The organism is Pseudoclavibacter terrae (assembly GCF_008831075.1).
GTDB lineage: Bacteria > Actinomycetota > Actinomycetes > Actinomycetales > Microbacteriaceae > Pseudoclavibacter > Pseudoclavibacter terrae.
Window position 1 is genome coordinate 653,560 of the sequence record NZ_WBJX01000002.1, and the last position, 24,418, is coordinate 677,977.

The window sequence follows — 24,418 nt, forward strand, 5'->3', positions numbered from 1 at the left end:
CACTGCAAGCGACGCCGTCGGCGCTCCACCACTGAGTATGTCAGAACTCAGCGGCAGGCGCGCGACTTGTTCGCATCAGAGCGAGGATTTCTCCGTGCGCACGAGGATCGCGCCGGAATCCGGGCAGATCACGACGTCATCCGGCGCGGCGCGGCGGATCTTCTCGAGCTCCGGCCGATCGAGCGCGACGTTCGTGCCGGTCGTAATGATGCCGATGAGCTCGGCCGCGCCAACCCCGTACCGTTCCCGCTGCTTCTCGTAGAGGGCGACGAGATCGGTCGGGAGCGTGGCAAGCACGCTCGCACGCTGTTCGGCGAGCACGCGATACTCGCCTTTCAGGTTGTCGCGGGCGGCATCCCGCAGCACCGTGAGCTCGGTTGCACGTTCCTCGACTCCACGCTGCGACTCGAGCGCTGCCTGGTGAGCAGCGGTCTGCTCCTCGACGCGCTGCATGACCTCGAGTTCGCCATCTTCGAGGATCGAGCGACGGCGTTGGAGCACTTCGATCTCGCGCTGCAGCGCCTCGATGTCCTTGCGGCTCGATGCGCCCTGCAGTCGCTCCTCGTCGCGTTTGAGACGCGCCTCGACGGTCGCCACATCCGACTCGATCTTGCTGAGCTCGCTGCGGGAGTCCTCGAGCTGTCCGAGCAGCCGAACGACCTCGGCGCGATGCTGCGTCCGCTCCTCGTCGAGGGCGTTCAGGTGATGCTGCTCTGGCAGGTTCTTCGCGACGTGCTGCACTCGTCGACGCTTGGTGTCGACGTCGGCGAGTTCGAGCAGACGCCGCTGGTCCGCCTCGCTGGCCTTCATGCCCGGCCCGTGTTCATGTCTTGGATGACGTTCATAGTGCTCTCATTCTGTCGTGAAGTCGCGAGCTGCCCGCACAGGGCGCGCTCGCGTGCGCGGAGTCGACTACTGAGGGATGGCGAAGTCCCAGGGATCCGTCCGCAGCTCCGAGACCTCGACCTCCACCTCTGGGAACGCCTCCCGGAGCTCTCGCGCCGCGTGATCGAGCCACAGCCACTCACTCGCCCAATGCGAGGTGTCGATGAGCGCCGGGCCGCTCCCCCTCGCCAGGCTCTCTTCGAGAGCCTCTGAGGCGGGGTGATGCCGGAGGTCGCTGGTGATGTAGACATCCGCGCTCACGACTGCCGGCTCGCTGAGCAGCGAGTCGCCCGCGCCTCCGCAGAGCGCGACGGTCTCGACGACTCGGTCGAACGCGCCCGCGGCCCGGATGCCCGTAGCGGTCGCCGGCAGGATGCTGGCGACTCTCCGAGCGAGCGCACCGAGCGTCATCGGTTCCGGCAGGACGCCGACGCGGCCGAGCCCGCGACTCGGGTGGTCGGTCGACACGACGATGGGTACTGCACCTTCGAGGCCAAGCGCCGCGGCGAGCGCTGCGGAGGTCCCGGTCTCAACGACGTCCGCATTGGTGTGAGCCGCAAGCAAGGCGCACTGGGCTCGGATGAGGCTCGTAAGGAGTGCCCCCTTCGCCGTCGTCTCGGCGACGGTCGTGACACCGCGCAGGAGCAGCGGGTGATGCACGAGGAGGAGGTCAGACGAGGTGTCGACCGCCTCGTCGACGGTGATCCGCGTCGCATCCACCGCCAGCAGGATCCGGGTGATCGTCGCCTCGGGCGAACCGGACACGAGTCCGACGGAATCCCAGGGCTCCGCCCCCGCCGTCGGCCAGCTTCTCTCGGCAAATTCCAGGACGTCGCGCAGTCGGGTCACCATAGGGCGATCCTAGCTGCGGTGATACGGCCAAGCAGTGGACTTTCCGCGTAGAGTGAGCAGTTCATTGCTCCTTCCCCCCCGGCAGTCCTGCTATCAGAGTTTCCCCCAGGAGACGTCTTGTCAGAACAACAGCGCGACGCTGTCGCGAATCCCGCGAAGCGTCCGACTATCCGCGATGTGGCAGCGGTCGCTGGCGTCTCGAAGTCGCTGGTGTCGCTCGTCTACAGCGACCCGGAGAAGGTCAGCGAAGCCCGGAAGGGGCGCGTCCTCGCCGCCGCCGAGGAGCTCGGCTTCCGCCCGAATCTGCTCGCCCGTTCCCTCGCTACGAATATGAGCGACTTCATCGGCATCCTCGTCGCCGACCCCGTGAATCCAGTCTTCGCCGAGATCATCGACGCCGCGAGCCTGGAGTTCGACCGGGCGGGGCGCCGCGGCTTGATGACAACCGCCGTGCTGCCGCAATCCGGGACCGTTCGTCTCCTGAACGAGGGAACGATCGCGACGCTCAGCGATCTGCGTCCCCGAAGCGTCCTCATCGCCGGTTCCCTTCCGGACGTGACGTCACTCGGCTCGCTCGCCGAGGACCGCCCGGTCGTCGTGGCTTCGGGCCTGGCGGAGGGCTTGCCGAGCGCGGGCAGCGTCCGAACCGACGACAGGAAGGGACTCGCCCTCCTCATCGAGCACCTCACGAGTCTCGGGCACAGTGACATCGCGCACCTCGGCGGTATGACGGCCGTCGGTCGCAGCCGAGCGGACGCCTACGAGGAGGCCATGACCAGGCACGGGCTCGCACGCCACGTGCATGTGCAGGACAGCGACTTCACGGAGCTCGGCGGCTACGTGGCCGCGACGAGCCTGCTCTCTCGCGAGAACCGGCCGACGGCCATCATCGCGGCGAACGACCTCGCGGCTCTCGGAGTGCAGCGCGCCCTCGATGAGCGGGGGCTGACCCCGGAGGACGTGGCGCTCACGGGGTACGACAACTCGTTCCTCGCGTCGATAGCCGGAGTCTCGCTGACCTCGGTCGACCCGCACAACGGCGTCATCGGACGAGAGGCTGCCCGTTGGCTCATCGAAGCCGAGGCCGGCAACGACTCGCTGCCGCATGAGTTGCTCATCGAGCCGCGCCTCGTCGTGCGACGGTCGTCAGGCTCCGGCATCTGAACGCACTGGCGTCTGACGGGCGACCGGTCACCGGCGATCAAGCCATCAGGACTGCCTGCTAGCGAGTGAACGTGACTCCCCAGGAGGATGTCCAGACCTCGCCCGGTTCGATCCCGATGAGGTCGGTGCCGGAATTCAGGGCGTCCGGCGGTGCCGTCATGGGCTCTGCAGCGAATGCGAGGCCCGTACCGCCGTGGTGCCCCTCGGGTCGAGGGAAGTCGCTCGGCGTGTAGAGCTGGACGTACCGGAAGTCGTCGTCGCCCCACAGCTCGAGGCGGGCACCCGATCGGGATGAGAGGGTGACCAGCGTCTTCTCGCCGTTCGGCCGGACCTTGAATGCGTAGTTCAGGTCGAGTTCTCGGAGCTCGCGTCCCGATGTCAGGTCGAACTCACCTCCGGCGACGACAGGCTCCGTGCCGATGGGGAGCAGGCGATCGTCGAGGAGGACCCGCTCGGTCAGGTCGGACGTGACCACGAGGTCGCCGATCGGCTCGTCGCCAAGTCGGAAGTACGGATGCGCGCCGACGGCGAACACCGCGTCCTTGGCCCCGAGATTGGTGACCGTGTGCGTGACCTCGAGCCCGTGCTGGGTCGCCCGATAGCGGACGCAGTGTCGGAGGGTGAACGGCCATCCGTGCTGGGGGTAGGCGGTCGCTCCCAGCTCGATACTCGAGGCGTCCGCGTCGAGGACCGCGTACTCGGTGTTGCGGAGCAGGCCGTGCGAGGCGTTGCCCTTGCTCGGCTCGGTGATGTCGAGCTGCTGCGTCTTGCCGCCGAAGCTCCATTTTCCGTCGCGGACCCGGTTCGGCCACGGGAACAGAGTGATGCCGGCCCCGAACGGCGGAAGGACGTCGTCGGCGAAGTCCTCGACCAGCTGCACGCCGTCGACTTCGAGGGAGCGAAGCACCGCCGCGACGGTGCCGACCGCCACGCGGACACGCGCATTCTCGAGCTGGTGCTGAACGCCGGTGACGGGTGGGTGCATGCCTCCACCGTAGCGCTCGGAGCCCACGCTCACCGGCTGCGCGACCAATCGCGCAGGACGGCCCGCGCGGCGTGCATCCCCGGCATCCCGTGCACTCCTCCCCCAGGGGGCGCCGACGAGGAGCACACGTAGAGTCCTCTGCGTCCGGCCCGGTACGGGTGCAAGGATGGAGCCGGCCTGAAGATCTGCTGCGTGCCAGCCAGCGTCCCTCCGCCGATGTCGCCGCCCACGAGGTTCGGGTTCCAGGCCTCGAGTGCGCTGGGCTTCCACTCGCGGCGGTCTCGGATGACCTCCGTGAAGCCGGGGGCGAAGCGCTCGATCTGCGCCTCGAGCGCCGGACGCACGTCGAGTTCAGACCCGTTCGGCACGTGCGCGTATGCCCACAGCACCTGCTTGCCGTCGTGCGTGCGACTCGGGTCCACGTTGGACTGCTGCGTCACCATCACGAATGGGCGGTCGGGCATGCGGCCACGGTTCACGGCCCGTTCCGCGGCGACGATCTCCTGCATGCGACCACCGACGTGCACGGTGCCTGCGCCGGTCACGCGCTGATCCGCCCACGGCACCGGGCCGTCGAGCAGGTAGTCGATCTTGTGGACGCCGACCCCGTACTTCCATCCGGCGAGGTGGGCGGCGTACCGAGACTCCAGCTGCTCGTGCGCGACGCGCAGGATCTGCTTCGGGGTGAGGTCGAGCAGCACCGCGTCGGCCTCCGGCAGGTCCCGGAGATCGGTGACCTCGGCGTTCGTCTCGATGCGGCCGCCGTGGGCGAGCACGACCCTGGCGAGCGCGTCCGTGATGCTCCCGGAACCGCCCTCGGCGACCGGCCATCCGGTGCTGTGGCCGAGCGCGCCGAAGGTGATTCCGAAGGCGGAGGTCAGCACGTGGGTCAGCGGGAGCGTCGCGTGCGCGGATGAGCCGGCGAACAGCGCCTTGGCGGCTCCGCTGCGGAAGAGCATGCCGGCGAGGGTTGCGGCAGGGAGCGCACCGAGGGCCCCGAGGCGCGCCATGTCCAGCGGGTGCGGCGGGATCCGCAGGAGCGGCCCCATCGTGTTCTCCACCGTCTCGAAGGGCCGGTGCGAGAAGTGCTCGTGCAACCACCGCCAGGCAGGCCCGTCGACGCCGAGCTCGTGCACGGTCTGCTCGATGTCGCGGTGCAGCATCGCGGCCCTGCCACCGGGCAGCGGATGGGCCATGGGGATGTCCGGCTGCACCCACGTGAGGCCGTTGGCCTCGAGCTCCAGCTCTCGGAAGGCGGGGCTCGCGATGCCGATCGGATGCGCTGCGGCACCGAGATCGCTCACGTACCCGCCTCCGAAGAGTTCCGCCGACCGAGAAGCTCCCCCGACCTTCGCCGCGCGCTCATAGATGGTGACGTCGACGCCGCGCTTGGCGAGCAGCGTCGCTGCGGTGAGACCGTTCGGACCCGCGCCGACGACGATCGCGCGCCGATTCATGGCCTGGAGTCCGCCTTGTCCTGCTCGAGGAAGCGCTCCTCCACGGAGTCCTGGCTGATGCTCTGGAGGAGGTCGATCTGCGCCTGCGAACGCGCCAGGAGCTCTTCGAGCCCGGCGCGCACAAGTCGCGGGTCTCTGGGCTGCATCGCGATGAGCGCCTCCCACATGGACAGCTTGGCGCGGACCATGCCGGTGAGCATGTCCAGTTCGAGCTGGGTGCTCGGTCGACGGCGCAGGCGGAGGAGGTTCACGGGGTTGAAGGTGCCCGCGAGACGTGCGCCGTTGGTGAGCCACAGCTTGAGGAAGGACTCCTGGTAGCCGAGCCCTTCGATCAGCGTCTTGAGGTCGCGCCGGTCTGCAGCGATGTGTGCCACGAGTACACGCATGGTCTTCTCGTGGGGCGTGCCCGCCCAGGTGGCAGTGGCGGACTTGAAGGCTTTGAGGCCAGCCTCCGAGGCAAGGAGGTGCGCGTTGAGGTAGCCAGCGTAGACCTCGTGGTCGAATCCTCGTGGTGATGTCATCGGATGCTCCTGACGATCGTCGTGTCTTGATTCTCTCGTGGTGTCTGTTCCTCACCGCAAAGACGGCTGAGGAACATCGCGAACCCACCTGGGGTGCGTCCGGTCGTGCGTGCAGAGGTCACGACCGGATGCCTGGCGCTCGAGCGGACGACGCCGCCGAGGCGCGAAACCGCCGAGGCGAGCTCGACGTCCTCGTGCTCGCGCAGTGGGGGGTACTCGCCGGCCTGCAGGTAGGTGGAGGCTCGGACGCCGAGGTTCGCGGCGTGGATGTGCGGGTGCCCCTCTTCGAGGACGTACTCCTCGAGCCATCTGGTCTCGAGCTCCGTGTTCCGAGGGTCGCCGCTGTGCGCGAGGAGCACCGTGCCGAGCAGCAGGTCGGCTCCGTCGTCGGCGAACTCGAGCTGCCCGACCAGCCAGTCCCTCGGGACGACCGAGTCCGCATCCGTCGAGGCGATCCAGACGGTGTGCAGTTCGAGTGGGGTGTCTCCCGAGTGGGCTGCCGACAGGGTGAGTGCGGTACGGACACCGTCGCGTCTCGCGCGGCCCACGGAACCGTGGGCGCGTTCGATCAGGTGGATGCGGGGATCGCGGTCTGCGGCGCGCTTCGCGATCTCGAGACTCGAGTCGATGCAGGAGTCGAGGACCAGAACTACCTGAGCCCGCACCTGGAAGTCTCGCTGAGCCCTGCCGAGGGCGTCCATCGCTGCGGTGAGCGCAGCGAGACAGGTCTCGAGGGTGCGCTCTTCATCGCGTGCCGGGACGACGATGCGCACGTCGCGGATACGAGCATCCTCGCGGACGCCTCCTGGTCGCGACGTGGAGCTCACGACTGCTGTTCCTGGGGTCGGCCGCTGTCGACATCAGAACCCGTCTTCGCAGCCATGGGCGAGCTGGCGAAGCAGGAGTTCTCGGCGTCGTTCCCGTTCTCGTAGATGTCGATCAGCGTCTCGTCCTGCCTGTAGGAGGCCAGGCGGCGCATGCCGAGACGGGCGGTCAGCGAGTGCACGCGATCCCCGTCGAGCGGCCAGCCGACGATGGGACCACGCCAATGGCACAGCACGAGCACTCCCGCTGGGGCCAGCGCCCGCCGCGATCTCGCGATGAGCTCGCACAGTTCGTCCTCGGCGAGGTAGTAGCCCGTCTCGGAGAGCACCACGAGGTCCAGCTGCCCATCCTCGACGCCGAGCGCGGCCCAGTCGCGTGGGAGGGTCGCGAGGACCAGATCGACGTGTCCGGTGCCCGTGAGCCTCTCCCCGGCGAGCTTCAACGCCTCAGGGCTCGCATCCGCGGCCAGGAGCCGGGAGCACCGGTCCGCGAGCTTCGCCGTGCTCTCCCCGATCGAGCAGCCGATCTCGAGGCCCTGCTCGTAGCGATCGGCCGGCAGCATCGCGAGCAGCAGGTCGAGCTTGCGCCGCTCGTACCAGCTCGAGCGGAGCTCCCACGGGTCGGCGGCATCAACGTGGACTTCGTCGAAGGCCAAGCGCGCGGAACCGGAGTCTCGGGTGGCGGGAGCCGTCACCCGGAAGACCTCGAGGCCTCGCCGGAAGTGCTGCAGGTGCGCTTGACTCAGCACCGGCTCGTCCCCTGCCGCGTCGGAGAGGGGACGCACCTGTGACGCGTGGGCGAGGATAGCGCGGTCTTTCGCCTGAGCGGTCTCCGGGGCGAGCGGGAGGCTCCGCCAGTGGCGCCACTCCGCATCCGTCTCCGGGTCAGCCCAGTGCCAGAACCAGATCGGGAACTCCAGCAGCACCGCATCGGCGTCCAGTGCGGCCCGGGCCAGCGCCTCACCGACGGCGTCGTGATCGGCGTGCCCGTCGCGTCGGTAGGGGGCAGCGACGATCAGCCGTTGCTGCGAGGCGTGGCGCAGCGTCGATCCTGCGGCCGCTGCGATCTCGTCGACGGCGCTCGACAGCTGCCCATCGGGCAGTCCGAGTTCGGAGAGATCGAGGCGACCGACCGACCGTCCCGCCAGGCGGGCGATCATCGCCGCGCCCTCGAGCAGCTCGCGGAGAGCGGCCTCGAACTCAGCGCGTCTGAGTTCGCCAAGCCTCTCATTGCACACGCTCGGCGACCCCGGATGGGAGGCCTCGCCCCTGGTGCACAACAGCACGCTCACGTCCACGCCCGCGGCAAGCGCGGAGACGACGAGCCCTGCGGCGCCGAGGGACTCGTCGTCGGGATGCGCTGCCCCGACCAGCAGCATCGTCTCCGCTCCGCCCTCCTGCGGGAACAGCTCAGCGTCGAGCTGCGGCAGACTGGCGACGCCGGCCTCCAGCCAGGCGGCCTCGGGAGTACCCCCCTGCAGGTGCGTGAACGATGGCTGCGCGGCGCCGATCACGAGGCTCCTCCCCCGGAAGATGTCCCGTCGCGTTCTGCGCGCAGAAGGTCGGAGAGAGACCGCCCACGGGCCGCGTCATCGCGCGCGCCATGGTGCTGCCGGAGGTACATGGTCAGGTCCGCGACGCGCCTGGCGTGGACGGAGTCGAAGGCGAGGGGCGCCGGTCCGAGCGCCTCCCCGCAGAGCGCGAGGAGCCGGGTGCATCCGCTCGCCGTGTTCCCGCGCACCCGCTGCGCCAGCCCCCAGTCCGCCGTCCCATCGTCGATGCGGTCGGCGGCGTCCTCCAGCTGCACGCGGATGCCGTGCAGCAGGCGGTCAGCTTCCCCCAGCCAGGCGTACCCAAGCTGGTCCGGCTCACGAGACCGCGCCGAGCTCTGGAGCGCCCGACCGAGCGCTACCGCGGCGCCGAACCAGACAGCGGCGACACCGATGCCACCCCAGGCGAAACCCGGACGCGATGTGTACCAGCCAGCGCCGCCGCCGATGGTCCACGCTGACGCGGCATCGAGTTCCACCGCCCCGCTCGGCACACCCCTGAGGCCGGTGAGGGGCGCGCCCCCTTCATGAGGAATGACGGCGTCCTGGTTGAGGTCGAGCACGAACGTCCACTCGCCATGCTCGTCCGACGCGGTCACGAGCGCACGGTCGAGGCTCGCGGCAAGCGAGCACCACCGCTTCGTGCCCGAGAGGGTCGCGCGACGCGGCGCGCTGTCGACGCTCGCCGCCGACTCCTGTTCCCAGTGGACCTCGACAGGCGAGGCGGAGGCGAAGACACCCCAGCTGGTCCCGGGGTCGATGGCAGAACCCGACTGGGTCATGATGGCCGCGGCATCGAAATGCGGCTCGATGACTCGGGCGGCGGTCAGATCGAGCGCCCCGAAGCTGGCGAGCAAGCCGAACAGTGACCGTGTCCGGCCGGCACCAGGAACGGGCGGCGGGGGCGAAGCGCGCAGGGCATCGATGAGCGGCGCCGCATCCCCATTGCACGAGCCAGCCACCGCCAGGAGCGCGGACGAACCACCCCAGAATTCAGGTTCGACGTCGAGGCCCTGGAAGCTTTCAGACACGTGCTCTCCTTCCCGAAGTCCATCGCGCGGAGCCGACACACGGCCCGAACGTGGCACGCTACGCACCTCGACCGTGAGTCACCGGGAGGGTTGACACCGGTCCAGCAACCCACTAACCACGCGCGCTCACGAGGACCGACAGACGCCCAGGCACGCGGAGGAAATTCCCACGGAGTCGGCCGTGACGTCCCGTAGCGTCGTCAGCCTCATGACGAAGACTCCCCCCGGACTCCCCCTCCGCGACTATGCCGCCCTCGGCGACGGCCGCACCGTCGCCCTCGTCGCCCCGAACGGTCGGGTCGACTGGCTGCCCCTCCCGAACCTCGACTCCGTCCCCGTCTTCGCACGCATCCTTGACGAGGAGACCGGCGGATCCGTCGAGCTCGTCCCTCGCGAGGCCTACGAATCCTCACGCCGCTACGTCGAGAAGACGAACGTGCTGGAGACGACCTTCACAACCGCCAGCGGCGTCGCACGTGTCACGGACGCCATGGTCACGGGTGTCGCCGGACGCCTCCCCTGGGCCGAGTTCGCGCGTCGCGTGGACGGGCTCGAGGGATCCGTCGAGTTCACCTGGCGGATCTCGCCCGGAACCATGCTCGGGACCAGATCTCCGTGGCTCGACCGGGTCGGCGAGCACACCATCATCCGCTGCGGTCAGCTCTCGATGGCCGTCGTCGGCTCAGACCACGGTCCGGCCTCCTCCGACCCGACCAGCGCTGACCCCGCCGAACTCCACGGCCATTTCGCCACCACCGCGGGCTCACGGCACCTCCTCGTCCTGACAGCGACGGAGGGTGAACCGCTCCGGGTGCCGGATCCCGCGAAGGTCGATGAGGGCATCGACCGGACCATCGACAGCTGGCTGACCTGGTCGGACGAGTTCTCATACGAGGGTCCGTGGTCCGAGCAGGTCCAGCGCAGCGCTCTCGCCCTGAAGCTCCTCATCCACAGCCCGACGGGCGCCATCGCCGCAGCCGCCACGACCTCCCTGCCCGAGAACCCCGCTGGCGGCAAGAACTGGGACTACCGCTTCGCCTGGATCCGCGACCTCGCCTACACGGCTCACTCCCTGACCTGGTTCGGACTCCGGGAGGAGACGCACGCGGCGATCTCCTGGCTGCTCCGGACCATCCGCGAACAGGGGCCGGACGTCCTCGTGATGTACTCCCTCGGCGGTTCGACCTGCGCCGGTGTCGTCGAGTACGACGTACCTGGCTGGCGCGGCATCGGCCCGGTCGTCACCGGCAACCCCGCGCAGGGTCAACTCCAGCTGGGCATCTACGGCGACCTCATCGCCATCAGCCGCACCTACGTCGACGACGGCAACCTGCTGGACGTCGAGACAGCGCGCCTGCTCGCCAAGGTCGCCGACAAAGTGTGCGACGAGTGGCGCAGCCGCGACGCGGGGATGTGGGAGCTCGAGGACGAGCAGCACTACACGTCCTCGAAGATGGGGTGCTGGCAGGCGCTGACCGACGCGATCGCGCTGGCGGATGGCGCGCACATCAACGGCGACGTCGCGCGCTGGCGAGCGGAACGCGACCGTATTCACGACTGGACCGACGAGCACTGCTGGTCAGAGGACCTCGCGAGCTACGTCATGCACCCGGGGTCGGACCGCCTGGACGCCTCCGTCCTGCTGCACGCGCCGAGCGGGTTCGACCGTGGCGAGCGCATGTCATCCACGATCGACGCGCTGACGAGGGAACTCGGTGCTGGCCACCTGCTCTACCGCTACTCCGGTGTCGCCGACGAAGAGCACACGTTCGTCGCCTGCGCATTCTGGCGCGTCTCGGCGCTCGCTTGCGTCGGCAGGCACGACGAGGCGGTCGCGGCGATGGGAGCGCTCGTGACGCAGACCAACGATGTCGGTCTGCTCGCCGAGACGGTCGCCGCAGGCGACGGGGCGTTCTGGGGCAACCTCCCCCAGGGGCTCAGCCACCTCGCGCTCATCAACGCCGCCCTCATGATCAAGGACCTGGCACCGAAGGAGGCCCACGATGACCAGTGAACCGAACGTCTTCCGCGAGCTGCGCTCCGTGCTCGTCGAGAGCATCTGGTGGGATGCGCGCACCGACGAGCTGGCCTGGGTGGACATCACCGCAGGGACCTTCCATCGAGGTCGACTCGACGGGGCACGCGACGGCAGCGACGACCGCGTCGTCGAGCTTCCCGCGCCGGTCAGCGCGATCCAGCCAGCACAGGGTGACGGGTTCGTCGCCTCGCTCCGAGACCGCATCGTCGAGCTCGACGCCGACGGGCACCTGACGAAGACCCTCGCCTCTGTCGAGCACTCGCACGGTGGCATCCGCTTCAACGAAGGCAAGGTCGACCCGTTCGGACGATTCGTCGTCGGCTCCATGAACACCACGTCGACGGACCCGGATGGCGCGCTCTACACGTTCGACGCCGACGGCACGGTGCGGATGCTGCTCGGCGGGTTCCACACGACCAACGGCCTCGAGTGGAGCGACTCCGGCGACACCGTGTACGTGACGGACACCTCCACGCAGACCATCTACCGCGCCGCGTACGGCCCCGGCCCCGAGGACCTCGGCGAGCTCGAGCCGTTCATCCGCGGTCGGAACTCGGATGGTCTGGCGCGCGCGGTCGATGGATCGTTCTGGAACGGCATCTACGGAGCCGGGAGCGTCGCGCACTGGAGCTCGGACGGGGACCCACTCGGGGATCTGAGCGTTCCCGCCCCGAACGTGACCTCCGTCGCATTCGGCGGCGAAGATCTGTCGACCCTCTTCGTCGGCACGGCGCGCGAGAACCTGACGGAGGAGGGCCTCACCGACGCACCGCTCAGCGGTTCGATCTTCGCGTTCGAGGACACCGGGCGAGGCCGAGCGACCCACGCCTTTGGGGCCACCGGCCAGTCTCGCTGACCCCGGCCAGTCCTCTGGCCGCCAGCACACCATCACCGAACGACTGACACGAAAGAGACAGACATGGATCTCGGCATCACCGGCAAGAAGGCACTCATCACAGGCGGCGACTCGGGCATCGGCTGGGAGACGGCGAAGCAGCTCCTCGAAGAGGGGGCGACCGTCGTCCTGAGCGACCGAGACGAGGAGTCGCTGGCGGAGGCCGCGGCGAAACTGGACGCGCCAGAGGGGCGCCTCTACTCGTACGCCGCCGACATCACCAAGCTCGACGATCTCGCGGAACTCCACGGCTTCGTGCAGGAGCACGTCGGAGACATCGACATCCTCGTCCAGTCGGCCGGCATCACCGGCGCGCAGGGGCTCTTCCACGAGATCGACGACGAGGGCTGGACCAAGACCGTCGAGATCGACCTGCTGGGGCCGGTCCGCCTCGTCCGCCAGTTCCTCCCATCGCTCCGCAAGGGTGGCTGGGGGCGCATCGTCTTCCTCGCTTCCGAGGATGCGGTCCAGCCGTACGACGACGAGCTGCCCTACTGCGCGGCCAAAGCGGGCATCCTCGCGCTCTCGAAGGGCCTGTCCCGCAGCTACGCCTCCGAGGGGCTCCTGGTGAACGCCGTCTCCCCAGCCTTCATCTCGACGCCCATGACCGACGCGATGATGGAGAAGCGCTCGAAGGAGCTCGGCACCAGCTTCGACGAGGCCATCGAATCGTTCCTCGACGAGGAGCGCCCGTACATGGAACTCGGCCGCCGCGGCGAGGCGCATGAGGTCGCCTCCGTCATCACCTTCCTCTGCTCGGACCGAGCCTCCTTCGTGAACGGCTCGAACTACCGGGTCGACGCCGGCTCGGTCGCCACCATCTGAGCGTCGTCCGCTTCGCGCGGACTCGCCTTCCCCTCACCCACGAACGATCAAACGAACGAACAGGAGTCGAACATGGCAAATCAGTACACCTTCACCGACCCGACCAAGCTCTACAGCGAGATCGAGCCGAATAGCGACGACCAGACGGAGCCGGGGCTCGACGCGAAGCTCCGCGACACCGCTGACCTCGGTGAGAGCACCTACGAGGGTTCCGGCCGGCTCAAGGGGCGCCGCGCCCTCGTCACAGGTGGCGACTCCGGCATCGGGGCTGCAACGGTCATCGCATTCGCACGCGAAGGCGCCGACGTCGCTCTCGCCTACCTGCCCGACGAGCAGGAGGATGCAGACCGCATCACCGCAATCGCGCAGGACGCCGGCGTCAACGTGGTGCAGCTGCCCGGTGACCTGACCGACGAGAAGTACGTGAAGGGCCTCGCGGATGCTGCCGTCGCGAAGCTCGGCGGACTCGACATCCTCGTCAACAACGCTGGCAAGCAGATCTACAACGAGGACCTGACGACGCTCACGAGCGAGCAGTTCGACGAGACGTTCAAGGTCAACGTCTACGCGATGTTCGAGATCTCGAAGGCCGCGATCCCGCACCTCCCGCCGGGGTCGACGATCATCAACACCACGTCGATCCAGGCGTACTCGCCAGCTCCGATCCTCGTCGACTACGCATCGACGAAGGCGACGATCAACGCGTTCACGAAGGGGCTCGCGCAGCAGCTCGCGCCGAAGGGCATCCGCGTCAACGCGGTCGCGCCCGGCCCGATCTGGACGCCCCTCCAGGTCACGGACGGCCAGCCGCCGGAGAAGGTCGAGCAGTTCGGCGAGGACACGCCGCTCGGGCGCATGGGGCAGCCAGCAGAGCTCGCACCCGCGTATGTCTTCCTGGCATCACCCGAGTCGAGCTACGTGCTCGGAGAGACGCTCAACGTGAACGGCGGCATGCCCACGCCGTAGCGCTCGACTGATTCGTCGACCTCGGACGCCCGCGCCTCAGGCGCGGGCGTCCTCGTCTGCACCCGTCGGGCACGTCAGCGTCACGGTCGTGCCCGTCTCGTCCGTCTCGAAGCGGATGCGTGCGTGGACAAGGGCCGCCCGCTGCCGCATGGAGGCGATGCCGTGGGTTCGCGCCCCGAGCTCTTCCAGCGGCGCGGCGGCGCCGTGCCCGTCGTCCGTGACCGTGAGGACCAGCGTCGAGGGCCGCCAGAGCAGCACGACGTCGATCCGACTCGCCCCAGCATGACGCCTCGCGTTCCTGATCGCCTCCACCGCGATGGCATGCAGCTCCTCCGCTGCAGGCGCGGCGATTCGCCCCCTGGTGCCGATCTCCGTGACCGGCACGGGCGTCAGGACCGGCAGCTCGTGGCCCGCGTACTCGAGCAGCGCATCCGGGAAACCCTGCGGTACCGGGTGCTCGAGGTCCCAGCTCAGCGCGTCGACGAGTGCCGCTGCTCGAGCGGGACGGTCACCGGCCAGCTCGGGCAGGATCGACTCCCGCAGCTGACGCGCGAGGCGGAGCTCTGCGACGCGCTCAACTCCGGAGAGCTGCCCACGGAGCGTCTCGGCGTAGGCGAGCGCACCCGGGACGAATCTGCCGAACACACTCGAGTGCAGTACCTGGGCAACCGTCACCGTCGGCACGGGCATCCGGGAAGCGAAGGCGGGAAGGGCGACCTCGAAGAGGACGTTCGCCGATACGAGAGGCTGGGCAGGGTGCAGGCCCTGGGCGAGCAGCACGTCGGCCGTCGCCTGCATGAGGCCGAGGTCCAGCGATGCGGGGGCTTGCAGGTACCCGAAATCGCGGAGTCCCGCGAGCCTGGTCCAAGCCTCGGTGAGGATCTCCACGACGTGGGCGCGGAAGACGGGATCGAGGTCGCCATCTTCGACCGCCGCATCGCCGCGTTCCGAGAGCAACGTCATCGCGGCATCGAGGACCTCGTCGATGGCGTCGGTGAGATCGGACTCCGCCACGTGGGCGGTGGTGGCAGCGGGGTCGCGAAGGGGGAAATCGTCGGTCACGCTCCAGATCCTACGAGCGCGGGTCGCAGTCCCGTGCCAGCCTCGCGGCCCTAGGCTGACGCAGATGACGAGCACGACAGAGCACCAGGCGTCCACGACGGCACGCCGAGTCGTCGGCGTGGTGCGGATCGGCGTCGGTCTCGCCGTCATCGCGATGCTCGTCTCCACCTACGTCGGCCGCATCGGTGTCGGCGAGAGCAACCCGTTCGACTTCTTCGGCTACTTCACGAACCAGACGAGCCTCATCACGAGCGGACTCCTCATCGCGGCGGGAGTCCTCGCCATGCTCGGGCGCGACGCTCCCGCATGGCTCGCGGTTCTCCGTGGTGTCGCTACGAGCTGCATGATCATCGTGGGTGTCATCTACAACACGCTCGTGCCTGGGACCGGTTCTGCGCCTCCGTGGGTGAGCGCCATCCTGCACGTCGTCTTCCCCACCTACGTGGTCCTCGACTGGCTGCTCGTCGGTGATCGCCCGCGACTGGCCTGGCAGCGGCTGTGGGTCGTGCTGCCCTACCCGCTGCTCTGGATGCTCGTCGTGCTGCTCCGAGGTGCGACTGACGGCTGGGTGCCCTACGGGTTCCTGCTGCCGGAGCACGGGCCCGTTTCTCTGTTCCTGCACGTCGTGGGCCTGCTCGGTGCTCTCCTTGTGGCGGCCACGTTCGTCTGGTGGGCGAGCCGCTTCCGGGGGTCTGTGCGCGGCTGAACGTGGAGGACGCGAGACCGGGTGAGGGAGACCGTGACAGGTGGCCTGCACGTTCGAGGCGCTAGAGCACCGACCCGAGCCACGAGACGGCGGACTGCACGACCTCGGCGAGTCCGAGGGCCAGCTGGAGACCCTGCTCGACCGTACGCGCAGCGACTTCCGGCACGAAGAGCCAGAGAATGCCGAGTGTCGCAGCGAGTGTCACGAACGTGACCGCCAGCAGGAATGCGAGCGCGGCGAGCCGCGGATAGCGCAGCGTGGAGGTGACCGGCTTCGCCTGCATCCACCACACGGGCGCTCGCCTCGCGGCGGCTGGCCGCGACGATCTGCTCGCGCTCGTACCGCCGCCCCTGGCCGGCGGCGTGCTCGCACGTCGAGGCGGACGCGGCCTCGTCGTCGCGGAACCCGAGCGGGGCGCGACCCGCTTCCGGCCTGGACCAGCAGTCGTCGGCGCGCGCTTGGCGCTGTCTCTTCCGGCGCGGGAGCGCTTCTTGGGCGACGGGCGAGTCACGGGCGATCCTCCGGGTCGGGAAGACTTCAATCTATCTGGCCGCAAGCGCCCGAACGGCTACGTTCCGGTCACGGTGTTCGGGAGCCACGCAGGGCCTGTTGTTACCGTGACCGCGATGTTCTCGGACTGGAAACGCAAGCGGGCCACCCGGAAGGTGACGGCCGGTGATGGCCACGAGCTCAAGCGGTATCGGTGGTGGCAGCCCTTCTCACGTGCCCTGTTCCACCTCCGGCTCGTCGAAGGCGACGGCGTGCAGCACCTCTGGTCGGTGGACGTGAAGCTCTGGGGAGACTCCGACGGCGAGGTTGTGGCGGGCCTCTACCGGGATGGGCGCCATGTGGCGCAGTCGAAGCTCCCCGCCCTGTTCCAGGCCCCCGGAGGCACGATCGAGGTCGTCACCAGCGGCTACGGGCTCAAACGCTGCCACTTCGTCTCGGCGGAGGGACGCGAACAGCAGCTCGTGCCCGACCCTGGCTCCGCGGAAGGGCGCAGAGCGCGACTGCATTGGGACCGGCCAGGACTGAGTCGCTTCATCGGCATCGCGGCTGTGAGCATCCTCGTCGTCGCGCTCGTGCTCGGCCTGCCGCAGATCGCAGAGCAGCTGACGAGCATCCCACCGATCGCGGATCGGTTCGGCACGTTCTCCTCGCCGATCCATCTTCCGTCCTGGCTCAATATCTCCCTCGTCGTCGCGAGCCTGGTGGCGAGCACCGAACGCGCGCTGCGCCTCCGGTACAACTGGGTGCTCGACGGTGGGCTTTTCGACGGTGATGACTGAGAGTCAGTTTGATTGTGCACAATTGAGTTGTGTGCAATGCTTTACGCATGCCCGTTACCGACGACATGATCTGCTTCTCGCTGTATGCGGCGAGCAGGGCGACATCGCAGGCCTACCGCAAGCTCCTGGAGCCGCTCGGCCTCACGTACCCGCAGTACCTCGTGCTCGTCGTTCTCTGGAACGACGGCCAGCAGTCGGTGAAGACGCTCGGTGAGGTACTCCAGCTCGACTCGGGCACACTGTCGCCACTGCTCAAGCGCATGGCCGAAGCCGGCCTGATCTCGCGCCAGCGCCGCGCGGGTGACGAGCGGGTCGTCGACGTCGATCTGACCGAGCAAGGCGTCGCACTCCGCTCCGAGCTCTCGCACATCCCATCCCGCATCGCCGCGGGGACCGGTCTCGGGAGCGAGGAATCAGGTGCCGCGCTGCTGCGCACCCTCCAGCACCTGACCGAGACCATGCAAGCCACCGCCGACCAGGCGGACGCACAAGGAAAGAAGGACTAGCTGTGGACGTGCTCTACACCGCGGAAGCTCTCTCGACCGGCCAGGGCCGAGACGGTCGCGTCGTCTCGAGCGACGGCACCGTCGACCTCACGATGGCCGTACCCAAGGAGATGGGCGGGTCGGGTGCCGGCTCGAACCCCGAGCAGCTGTTCGCCGCCGGCTACGCCGCCTGCTTCCACTCCGCCCTGCACGCCGTCGCGCGAGGCAAGAAGCTCGACCTCGGCGACTCCAGCGTCGGCGGGCGCGTGCAGATCGGACCGAACGGCGAGGGCGGGTTCCAGCTCGCCGTCCTGCTCGAGGTCGTCATCCCCAACCTGGCCCATGACGAAGCTCAGGCCCTCGCCGACGCGGCACACCAGGTCTGCCCCTACTCGAACGCCACCCGCGGCAACATCGACGTCACCATCACGGTCTCGGAGGACTGAACATGCGCACCATCACCCACCCCACCTTCGGCGAGCCGCAGGACGTCCTGACGGTCGAGGAGCAGGAACTCCCCCAGCCCGGCCCCGGCGAGGTGCGCCTGCGCATCCTGCTCTCCCCCATCCACAACCACGACCTCTGGACCGTGCGCGGCACGTACGGCTTCAAGCCCGAGCTGCCCGCACGGGCTGGGACCGAAGCCGTGGGGGTCGTGGATGCGATCGGCCCCGACGTCGAGGGACTGAGCGTCGGCCAGCGGGTCGCGACCGGCGGATCGTTCGGCGCGTGGGCGGAGTACGTGACCACCCCCGCCGCTGGCCTCATCCCCGTCCCGGACAGCGTGCCGGACGAATCGGCCGCGCAGCTCGTCGCGATGCCGTTCAGCGCCATCAGCCTGCTCGAGTCGCTCGGCCTCGAGTCCGGCGACTGGCTCGTGCAGAACGCGGCGAACGGCGCCGTCGGCCGCATGGTCGCCCAGATCGCAGCGGCCCGCGGTGTCAACGTGGTCGGCCTCGTGCGTCGGTCCGAGGGCGTCGAGGAGCTTCGCAAGCAGGGCATCGAGCGCATCGTCGCGACGAACGTCGACGGCTGGCGCGATGAGGTCGAGGCGATCACTGGGGGCGCGCCCATCAAGGTCGGCATCGAATCCGTCGGCGGCAAGTCGGCCGGGGAGGTACTGTCGCTCCTCGCGGAGAACGGCGAACTCGTCGTGTTCGGCGCGATGGCCTCACCCACGCTCGAGCTGTCGTCTGGCGACGTCATCTTCAAGCAGGCCACTGTCCGTGGCTTCTGGGGCAGCAAGGTCAGCCAGTCCATCGACGCCGGCCTCAAGCAGCGCCTCTTCGGCGAGCTGCTCCAGCACCTCGGCTCGGGCCAGCTGACGCTCCCCGTGGCCGACGTGTTCCCGTTCGAGCAGATCACCGACGCGGTCGAGGCGAGCCTCACCTCGGGACGAGTCGGCAAGGTCCTGCTCCGCCCGTAGCAGCTCGAGCATCAGCTTCGGGAATGCCCCGCCCTTCACAGGGCGGGGCATTCCGCACGACGCTCCCTGGATCTGCCCAAGCTCGGCCGCCATCCTGAACGCATGTCACATCTCGCAGACCTCCTGGCGCCGAAGCTCCCCGCAGGCATGACCATCCCAGAGCCGCTCGAGCGCGCGTGGACGTCGATGGAGGAACAGGGCTGGGGCTTCGAGAACAGGCACGGCTACTTCCTCACCCCGTATGCCGGGACCACGCAGCTCGGCATCGTCTTCTCCCCCACCGAGTCGCTGACCGGCTGGTTCGAGCCGGGCGAACCCGGCCACGACCGCCTCTTCCCGCTCGGGCAGACCGACGGGACCGGCAGCTTCGCCGCGCTCTGGCTGGATCCGTCGGACGTGATCCGCTTCGTCATGCTCGGCTCCGAAGGCGAGCGACTCTCCCTTGCCGACGATGCCGTCGACTTCCTTCGACTGCTCGCAGTCGGCTACCTGGAGCTGAACGACTACGCGCTGCCGGAGGAACCGTCGGAGGAGGATGAGGAGTCCGTTGCAGCGCTCGCCCCGTTCAGGGCGTGGGTCGAGACCGAGTTCGGTGTCGAGGTGCCCGCTCAGTGGGAGGTTCGCGAGCCGGATCCCTTCGACGCCTGGGTCGCTGAGGTCAAGAACGAGGAACCTGAGCCTGTCCGCGCCGCCACTGCGTTCGTCGCCCCAGAGGTGAACACCAGCGAGGTGATCGCGGCCTGCCTCGACCTGTTCGACGAGCCCCGCATCGAGGGAATCCAGTTCGGACGACTCAGGGGCTTTCGGCGGACCACGGCCGCGTGGGGGCACGAGCTTCTGGTGATCGAGACGAAGGAACCCGGAAACTCGACCGACGTCGCGACGCTTGCGCGGCTCATGAGCGATGTGCGTGCCGCCTTCGCCGCACGGTGGGGACCCCCTCGAGCCGAGGCACCCGCGGCCGGCTCGTGGGCCGCGAACAAGATGGAGGTGACCTGGATCCAGCACGTCGACCTCTGGCCGGTCACCGACGACGTCGTCGTGGCCCTCTTCACCAGCGCGGAAGAGGGCCTGCAGATCGCCGCCGTCGTGTCTCCCGCAGCCATCGACGCGAAGGAGAGGTTCTAGGTTCATGCCGACCGCCTCCGCCTCGGCGTATCTCGCCTCACCGTCGCATGAGCTCGCCCACATGATGTGCGGGCTGGCAAGCACCTCATGACACGGCTCACGTATGCGGAGGTCGGGGCGACGGCAGGAGCACTGCCTGACGGCTACCATCACGTGCGCGAGTCGCTCGTGATCGGTCACGGGCGGGCGGCGTTCGAGCGGGCAGCAGACGACCTGCTCGCCGGCCGCGCGCAGAGCCGCGCCGGCGCCTCTGTCGAACTCTCCGACGTTCCGCTCCGGGAGGGCTCGCTCGTCGTCATGCGGATGCGCATCGGTCCACTCAGGTTCAGAATCCCGTGCCTCGTCGTGTGGGCGGAACGCACGCCCACCACATGCGGGTTCGCCTATGGAACCCTGCCAGGGCATCCGGAGCGAGGCGAAGAGCGCTTCCAGCTCGTGCTCGCCGACTCCGGCGACGTGATCTTCAGCGTCGTCGCCTTCTCCAGGCCGGGGCGCTGGTTCACGCGCCTCGGCGGCCCACTCGCACGCTCCGTGCAGACGCGGATGACGCGCCGGTACCTGGCGGCGTTGGCCGTCGACGCGGAACGAGGGACCTGACGGGAGCCCCCTCCAGAGGTCGCAGACTCTCATCCTGTCGCGGAACAGCAGGTCCGACGTCGGTGATGCACACGTGTAGAGCGGCCCTGGGCTTCGTCGATAGTCGTCAGGCCTGTTGCGGGACCCCCAGTCGCGCCCTCACGTCGGGAATGCGCCAGTCGGTGGTCGCGATCTCCTCGCGCAGCGTCTTCCGAGGTCTTCCTCTGCGGTTGACGAGGACCTCAAGGTCGATCGTCGTCGACTCGGTGATCGCATCGATGACGACGCCGACGCCGGGCAGCGACCCCATGCCCGAGTCGATCATGGCGAGCAGCGGCGGGCCATGCCGCTTCGAGACCGCGTTCGCATCCGCCCCGCCCGCGACGAGCCGCGCGACAAGCGCAGCCTCACCGTCGAGGTCGTGCTCGCGATTCGAGAACAGCAGGTGCAGGGCGTTGAGACCGGACGAGAGCGTGACGGATGCGTCAGCGCCGTCGTCGAGCAGCCGCTCGGCGATGCGCAGGCGGGCCTCGAGATCTGGATTCAACATCACCCTGAGCAGCGGCGTGTCGCCGGTGGACAGCGAGAACGTCGCTTCGTCGGGCGTGTAGTCGGCGAGGAAGGCCTCGAGCGAATCCTCCTCGGCGCGATGTGCTCGGTTCGGCATGATCGCCTCCAAGACGGTCGAGCCCTTCTGCTGGTGTACGGGGCGAGCCTAGCGAAGACGGGAGAGCGGGATCTGGCAGCCCGTTGCCCGTACTGGCTTCGTCGACGGTGCGGGGGCGGACCGACCCGCACACAGGGCGCTCGTCACGACTCATCCGCACCGGGTGGGCTCCTTCCACGCCAGCCGGACGTCGAGACTCTCGGAGTCGGGACGTTCGGCTGGCCGCGGAGATCGTGGTGGTTGTGCCGCCGGGGAAGACAGACCCGCGGCCTCCCCCGTCACGCCAGCCCTAACTGTGTCGGCGACGCAGCAGGAGGACAAGCCCGCCGAGTACGGCGATCGCAGCCGCAGTGATCGTCAGGAACGGCACTCCGCTGCTCCCTGTTGTGGCGAGTGACTCGCTCGAGTCACCGTCGACGGGAGCCGCTGGCGCGGACGTCGCGGTCTCGACGGGGCTCGGAGCCGTCGATGGTTCAGGCGCAACGCTGGGTTCCGGTTCCTGCGTGGGCTCGGGCGCGACGGTCGGAGTGGTTGACGGGGTTGCCGTGGGCGTGGGCTCCGGGCTTGCGGGTGTCGGAAGCGCGGCGGCCGCGGCCAAGATGAGCTGCTGCGTCTGCTCGACGTTCGTCGCCCGGTTGGCGGCGAGGTTGGCGTAGTCGAGCACTGGGACGTGCAGGTGGCCGCCGGCCACGTCCTGACGGTCCAGGCCGACGCGGAGGCGGTTCGCGCGGTACATGCTCTCGTTCGAGAGGTAGTCGCCGCCTCCACCGCTCACTGCGAAGGATCCCTCGGGCGGCGCCGTCGGGTCGTTCGTGCCGACACACTGCGCCTCGTCATCCCGAGCTTCGCTGAAGGAATAGCAGAAAGCGTTGTTGAGCTGCACCGGGAACGGGCCTGTCTCTGCGGCAACCATCTCTTCGAACGGCAGCGTCGTCTCGATGAACTGCGCACCGTCGACGGTCTGCGGCCACGCCGCCGCATCCGGTGCCTCTTCGAGAGCACGCTCGTCGAGGTTGTCGACGCCGCCGCCGCGCCAACTGCTCGCCCAGCGCTCGATGTCGTAGCCGGTGCGCCCCTGGCTGATGGTCATCGCCATCTGGGGTGACGCGGGACCCGCGAGGAACTGGAGACCGTACGCGTCCTCGACGATTCCGCCGTCGAAGCGCGACCACGTCACGGGCAGCACGACGGCCTGGATCTGCACTGGGCCGGAAACCGTCTCGATGACACGGCCGGAGAGGGAGAGGGCAACGGCACCGGAGGGGTTCGAGCGCTCGAGCAGGGCGGGAAGCTGGAACGGGTCGAATCCGCTGATCATCACCTTGGTGACGCCAGGGTCCTCGTCGAAGCCGAGCTCGAGCAGCCCACGAGTCGCCTCCTCCAGGCTGTGCAGCAGGTCGGTGAGCTGCTCAGCCGAGACGGCGGAGGCGGCGGCCCAGTCCTTGACCTCGGCGCGCATCGCGAGCCGCGCCCAGTAGAGGCCGCGGTCCTCGTAACGGGTGGCTGCTTCGACGTCTTGAGCGTTCTGGACAGCGATGTCCCAGATCTCGCGACCCGTCTCCACGATGAGCGTGTCGGCATGGCCGGGGGCAATCCCGGCGAGCTTGGCGGAGAAGTCGTCGAGCGCGGCCTCTAGCCCGGTGGAGGCGATCATCTGGGTGGAGAAGGGAACGGTCTCGCCGGGGAGCGTGGCGCTGAGACGCAGCTCCTCCGCGTCCAGTTCGGTGCTCTCGAGGCGGGGGTCGGGTGCCGCCTGCGCCGGCGAGGCGAGAACGGTGGCGAGGATGGCCCCGGCGCCGAGTGCGGCGAGGAGTCGTCTGGTGACGCGTGTCATGGTCTCGTGTCCTAGGTGTGGGGCGTCGGACTCATGGTGCTCCGGCGCCGTCGGCAGAGGGGTGGGTACACCGCGGATCGCGCTCTGGGATCAAGATCGCCGGTGCGAACACCCGGGTATCAATCGACCCTATGTTGTTCAACACGACGACGGGGATTGTTCACGTTTAAGGCGTGTGAACAGTTGCTGAGTGGACGCGGGTCCACGATGGCGATCCATGACGGCACGGGATGCGGCGAGCGCGGTCTTCCTGTGGCCGGCTGGCGAGGCGGGGTGTGCATCTTTGCTGCGTCCGCAGGTTGCGGATACGCATCGCCGAACGCCGCCGGTCAGCTCGGGTTCGGCAACTGGACCTGCATAGGAGAGATGTCGACTTCGACATTGCCGAAGATGAATCCGTCAGGACGAGCCAGGCCACCGTCATAGAGCTCGATCGGGAACGTGAAGAGGGAGGAGAGCGACACTCCGGTCCAGAGCACGATCACGATTGTGAATAGGATCGCTGAACGAGTGAACTGGCCTCGAGCGTCTGCGAGGATCGTTCCCCGCCGAATGAGCACGGTGAGGATGCTCACGCATCCGAGCGCCAGCGCCAGGTATGCGAACGGACTGGGCTGCAGCGTCATCGCGAGGCAGTTGGGGACCTGGTCCGTGATCTCCCCATTCGCGTCGAGAGAGTCCCCAGCCCCGGTCACACCACCCGCGCAGTAGCTGCGCGAACCACCGCTCGCGATGGTGTGGAACAGGGCGATCGCGAGGATCCAGAGGATGTAGCGGCGTACTTCCAGGATCCACCCGCGCCCGATCACGGCGTCCAATTCGGGAGGTGCTGCCAGCTCACGGTTCGGGTTCGGGGTCATCGTCGCCTCGCTTCGTGGGTCCATTCTCTGTGGGCTGGTGACGTCAGCACGCTCCCAGTCGACGCTGGACGCTCCCAGAGCGCTCAGAAGTCGTCACGTGGTAGCGCCTCAACTGCGAAACGCAGTAGCCAGTCCCGCTCAGAGCGTTCTGGAGGCCGCCGGCACGGCCGACGTGCCTCGATCGCGGAAGCCTTGACGAACCCGCGCGACATGGCCGCACGAAGAGCGGGTGACCCTCGACACCCCGTGGGCCGCAGATTCGGCGGGGATACCCGTGCCAAGAAGCGAGATTGGTGGGCCCTGCCGGGATCGAACCGACGACATCCACGGTGTAAACGTGGAAGCGGCTGGTGAGCATCGGCAAGTGTCCGCTACTAAAGCGCTGGTCATGG

General features: G+C 68.5%; 25 protein-coding genes. 12 read left to right on the plus strand and 13 right to left on the minus strand.

Annotated elements, in window-relative coordinates; genetic code table 11:
* Positions 1-75: 75 nt before the first annotated feature.
* Positions 76-810 (minus strand): zinc ribbon domain-containing protein, encoded by a 735-nt coding sequence (locus tag F8O03_RS09265; protein ID WP_151423577.1) that lies wholly within the window; start codon positions 808-810, stop codon positions 76-78.
* A 102-nt stretch (positions 811-912) separates the two neighbouring features.
* Complete coding sequence (locus F8O03_RS09270; RefSeq protein WP_151423578.1) at positions 913-1,737, minus strand: Nif3-like dinuclear metal center hexameric protein; 825 nt, start codon at positions 1,735-1,737, stop codon at positions 913-915.
* 117 nt (positions 1,738-1,854) lie between these two features.
* Between F8O03_RS09270 and F8O03_RS09275 the strand changes: the two genes are divergently transcribed.
* On the plus strand, positions 1,855-2,901 hold the full coding sequence (locus tag F8O03_RS09275; RefSeq protein WP_104253357.1) for a LacI family DNA-binding transcriptional regulator: 1,047 nt from the start codon (positions 1,855-1,857) through the stop codon (positions 2,899-2,901).
* A gap of 58 nt (positions 2,902-2,959) precedes the next feature.
* Here the strand turns inward: F8O03_RS09275 and F8O03_RS09280 are convergent, their stop codons facing one another.
* Genes F8O03_RS09280 through F8O03_RS09305 form a run of 6 tightly spaced genes read right to left on the minus strand, consistent with a single transcriptional unit; the run spans position 2,960 to position 9,269 of the window.
* Positions 2,960-3,886, minus strand: a complete 927-nt coding sequence (locus F8O03_RS09280) for an aldose 1-epimerase family protein (protein ID WP_151423579.1) — start codon at positions 3,884-3,886, stop codon at positions 2,960-2,962.
* A 29-nt stretch (positions 3,887-3,915) separates the two neighbouring features.
* A complete protein-coding gene (locus tag F8O03_RS09285) occupies positions 3,916-5,343 on the minus strand; it encodes a phytoene desaturase family protein (RefSeq protein ID WP_151423580.1) in 1,428 nt (475 codons plus the stop codon).
* A complete protein-coding gene (locus F8O03_RS09290; protein WP_151423581.1) occupies positions 5,340-5,864 on the minus strand; it encodes a hypothetical protein in 525 nt (174 codons plus the stop codon). The genes F8O03_RS09285 and F8O03_RS09290 overlap by 4 nt, the downstream gene beginning before the upstream one ends.
* On the minus strand, positions 5,861-6,691 hold the full coding sequence (locus F8O03_RS09295) for a glycosyltransferase family 2 protein (protein WP_151423582.1): 831 nt from the start codon (positions 6,689-6,691) through the stop codon (positions 5,861-5,863). Before F8O03_RS09295 ends, F8O03_RS09290 begins: the two co-directional genes overlap by 4 nt.
* Complete coding sequence (locus F8O03_RS09300; RefSeq protein WP_244296109.1) at positions 6,688-8,202, minus strand: PIG-L family deacetylase; 1,515 nt, start codon at positions 8,200-8,202, stop codon at positions 6,688-6,690. Before F8O03_RS09300 ends, F8O03_RS09295 begins: the two co-directional genes overlap by 4 nt.
* Complete coding sequence (locus tag F8O03_RS09305) at positions 8,199-9,269, minus strand: acyl-CoA/acyl-ACP dehydrogenase (RefSeq protein ID WP_151423583.1); 1,071 nt, start codon at positions 9,267-9,269, stop codon at positions 8,199-8,201. Before F8O03_RS09305 ends, F8O03_RS09300 begins: the two co-directional genes overlap by 4 nt.
* Positions 9,270-9,477: 208 nt before the next feature.
* Here F8O03_RS09305 and F8O03_RS09310 point away from each other — a divergent pair, with 208 nt between their 5' ends.
* The 4 genes from F8O03_RS09310 to F8O03_RS09325 all read left to right on the plus strand — a co-directional run bounded on the left by F8O03_RS09310 (position 9,478) and on the right by F8O03_RS09325 (position 13,993).
* On the plus strand, positions 9,478-11,283 hold the full coding sequence (locus F8O03_RS09310; RefSeq protein ID WP_151423584.1) for a glycoside hydrolase family 15 protein: 1,806 nt from the start codon (positions 9,478-9,480) through the stop codon (positions 11,281-11,283).
* Entirely contained in the window at positions 11,273-12,163 is an 891-nt protein-coding gene (locus F8O03_RS09315; RefSeq protein WP_151423585.1) for an SMP-30/gluconolactonase/LRE family protein, read from the plus strand. The genes F8O03_RS09310 and F8O03_RS09315 overlap by 11 nt, the downstream gene beginning before the upstream one ends.
* Before the next feature lie 63 nt (positions 12,164-12,226).
* The gene (locus tag F8O03_RS09320; RefSeq protein WP_151423586.1) at positions 12,227-13,027 is read left to right on the plus strand and encodes an SDR family NAD(P)-dependent oxidoreductase; all 801 of its coding nucleotides are present in this window, start codon (positions 12,227-12,229) and stop codon (positions 13,025-13,027) included.
* Positions 13,028-13,099: 72 nt separating this feature from the next.
* Positions 13,100-13,993, plus strand: a complete 894-nt coding sequence (locus F8O03_RS09325; RefSeq protein WP_104253367.1) for an SDR family oxidoreductase — start codon at positions 13,100-13,102, stop codon at positions 13,991-13,993.
* 36 nt (positions 13,994-14,029) lie between these two features.
* On the opposite strand, the gene F8O03_RS09330 is transcribed toward F8O03_RS09325, so the two are convergent.
* Entirely contained in the window at positions 14,030-15,055 is a 1,026-nt protein-coding gene (locus F8O03_RS09330; RefSeq protein ID WP_151423587.1) for a sensor histidine kinase, read from the minus strand.
* Between the two features lie 64 nt (positions 15,056-15,119).
* Here F8O03_RS09330 and F8O03_RS09335 point away from each other — a divergent pair, with 64 nt between their 5' ends.
* Entirely contained in the window at positions 15,120-15,761 is a 642-nt protein-coding gene (locus F8O03_RS09335) for a Pr6Pr family membrane protein (protein WP_151423588.1), read from the plus strand.
* A gap of 61 nt (positions 15,762-15,822) precedes the next feature.
* On the opposite strand, the gene F8O03_RS09340 is transcribed toward F8O03_RS09335, so the two are convergent.
* Entirely contained in the window at positions 15,823-16,044 is a 222-nt protein-coding gene (locus tag F8O03_RS09340) for a hypothetical protein (RefSeq protein ID WP_151423589.1), read from the minus strand.
* On the opposite strand from F8O03_RS09340, the gene F8O03_RS18415 reads away from it, so the two are divergent.
* The 6 genes from F8O03_RS18415 (at position 16,019) to F8O03_RS09370 (ending at position 20,686) form a co-directional block, all read left to right on the plus strand.
* Entirely contained in the window at positions 16,019-17,050 is a 1,032-nt protein-coding gene (locus tag F8O03_RS18415; protein ID WP_244296111.1) for a hypothetical protein, read from the plus strand. The genes F8O03_RS09340 and F8O03_RS18415 overlap by 26 nt on opposite strands.
* A gap of 47 nt (positions 17,051-17,097) precedes the next feature.
* A complete protein-coding gene (locus F8O03_RS09350) occupies positions 17,098-17,556 on the plus strand; it encodes a MarR family winged helix-turn-helix transcriptional regulator (protein WP_208851828.1) in 459 nt (152 codons plus the stop codon).
* 2 nt (positions 17,557-17,558) lie between these two features.
* Complete coding sequence (locus tag F8O03_RS09355; protein WP_151423590.1) at positions 17,559-17,981, plus strand: organic hydroperoxide resistance protein; 423 nt, start codon at positions 17,559-17,561, stop codon at positions 17,979-17,981.
* Positions 17,982-17,983: 2 nt separating this feature from the next.
* Positions 17,984-18,961 (plus strand): zinc-binding dehydrogenase, encoded by a 978-nt coding sequence (locus F8O03_RS09360; RefSeq protein ID WP_151423591.1) that lies wholly within the window; start codon positions 17,984-17,986, stop codon positions 18,959-18,961.
* A 102-nt stretch (positions 18,962-19,063) separates the two neighbouring features.
* Complete coding sequence (locus F8O03_RS18250; protein WP_208851829.1) at positions 19,064-20,089, plus strand: hypothetical protein; 1,026 nt, start codon at positions 19,064-19,066, stop codon at positions 20,087-20,089.
* Between the two features lie 87 nt (positions 20,090-20,176).
* Positions 20,177-20,686 carry a DUF1990 family protein gene (locus tag F8O03_RS09370; protein WP_151423592.1) on the plus strand — a complete coding sequence of 170 codons (510 nt, stop codon included), beginning with the start codon at positions 20,177-20,179 and terminating at the stop codon, positions 20,684-20,686.
* Between the two features lie 106 nt (positions 20,687-20,792).
* On the opposite strand, the gene F8O03_RS09375 is transcribed toward F8O03_RS09370, so the two are convergent.
* The 3 genes from F8O03_RS09375 to F8O03_RS09385 all read right to left on the minus strand — a co-directional run bounded on the left by F8O03_RS09375 (position 20,793) and on the right by F8O03_RS09385 (position 24,050).
* Positions 20,793-21,332 (minus strand): ankyrin repeat domain-containing protein, encoded by a 540-nt coding sequence (locus F8O03_RS09375; RefSeq protein ID WP_151423593.1) that lies wholly within the window; start codon positions 21,330-21,332, stop codon positions 20,793-20,795.
* A 289-nt stretch (positions 21,333-21,621) separates the two neighbouring features.
* Positions 21,622-23,166: an LPXTG cell wall anchor domain-containing protein gene (locus F8O03_RS09380; protein ID WP_151423594.1), complete on the minus strand. Its 1,545-nt coding sequence runs from the start codon at positions 23,164-23,166 to the stop codon at positions 21,622-21,624.
* A 329-nt stretch (positions 23,167-23,495) separates the two neighbouring features.
* Positions 23,496-24,050, minus strand: a complete 555-nt coding sequence (locus tag F8O03_RS09385; protein WP_151423595.1) for a hypothetical protein — start codon at positions 24,048-24,050, stop codon at positions 23,496-23,498.
* Between the last annotated feature and the right edge of the window lie 368 nt (positions 24,051-24,418).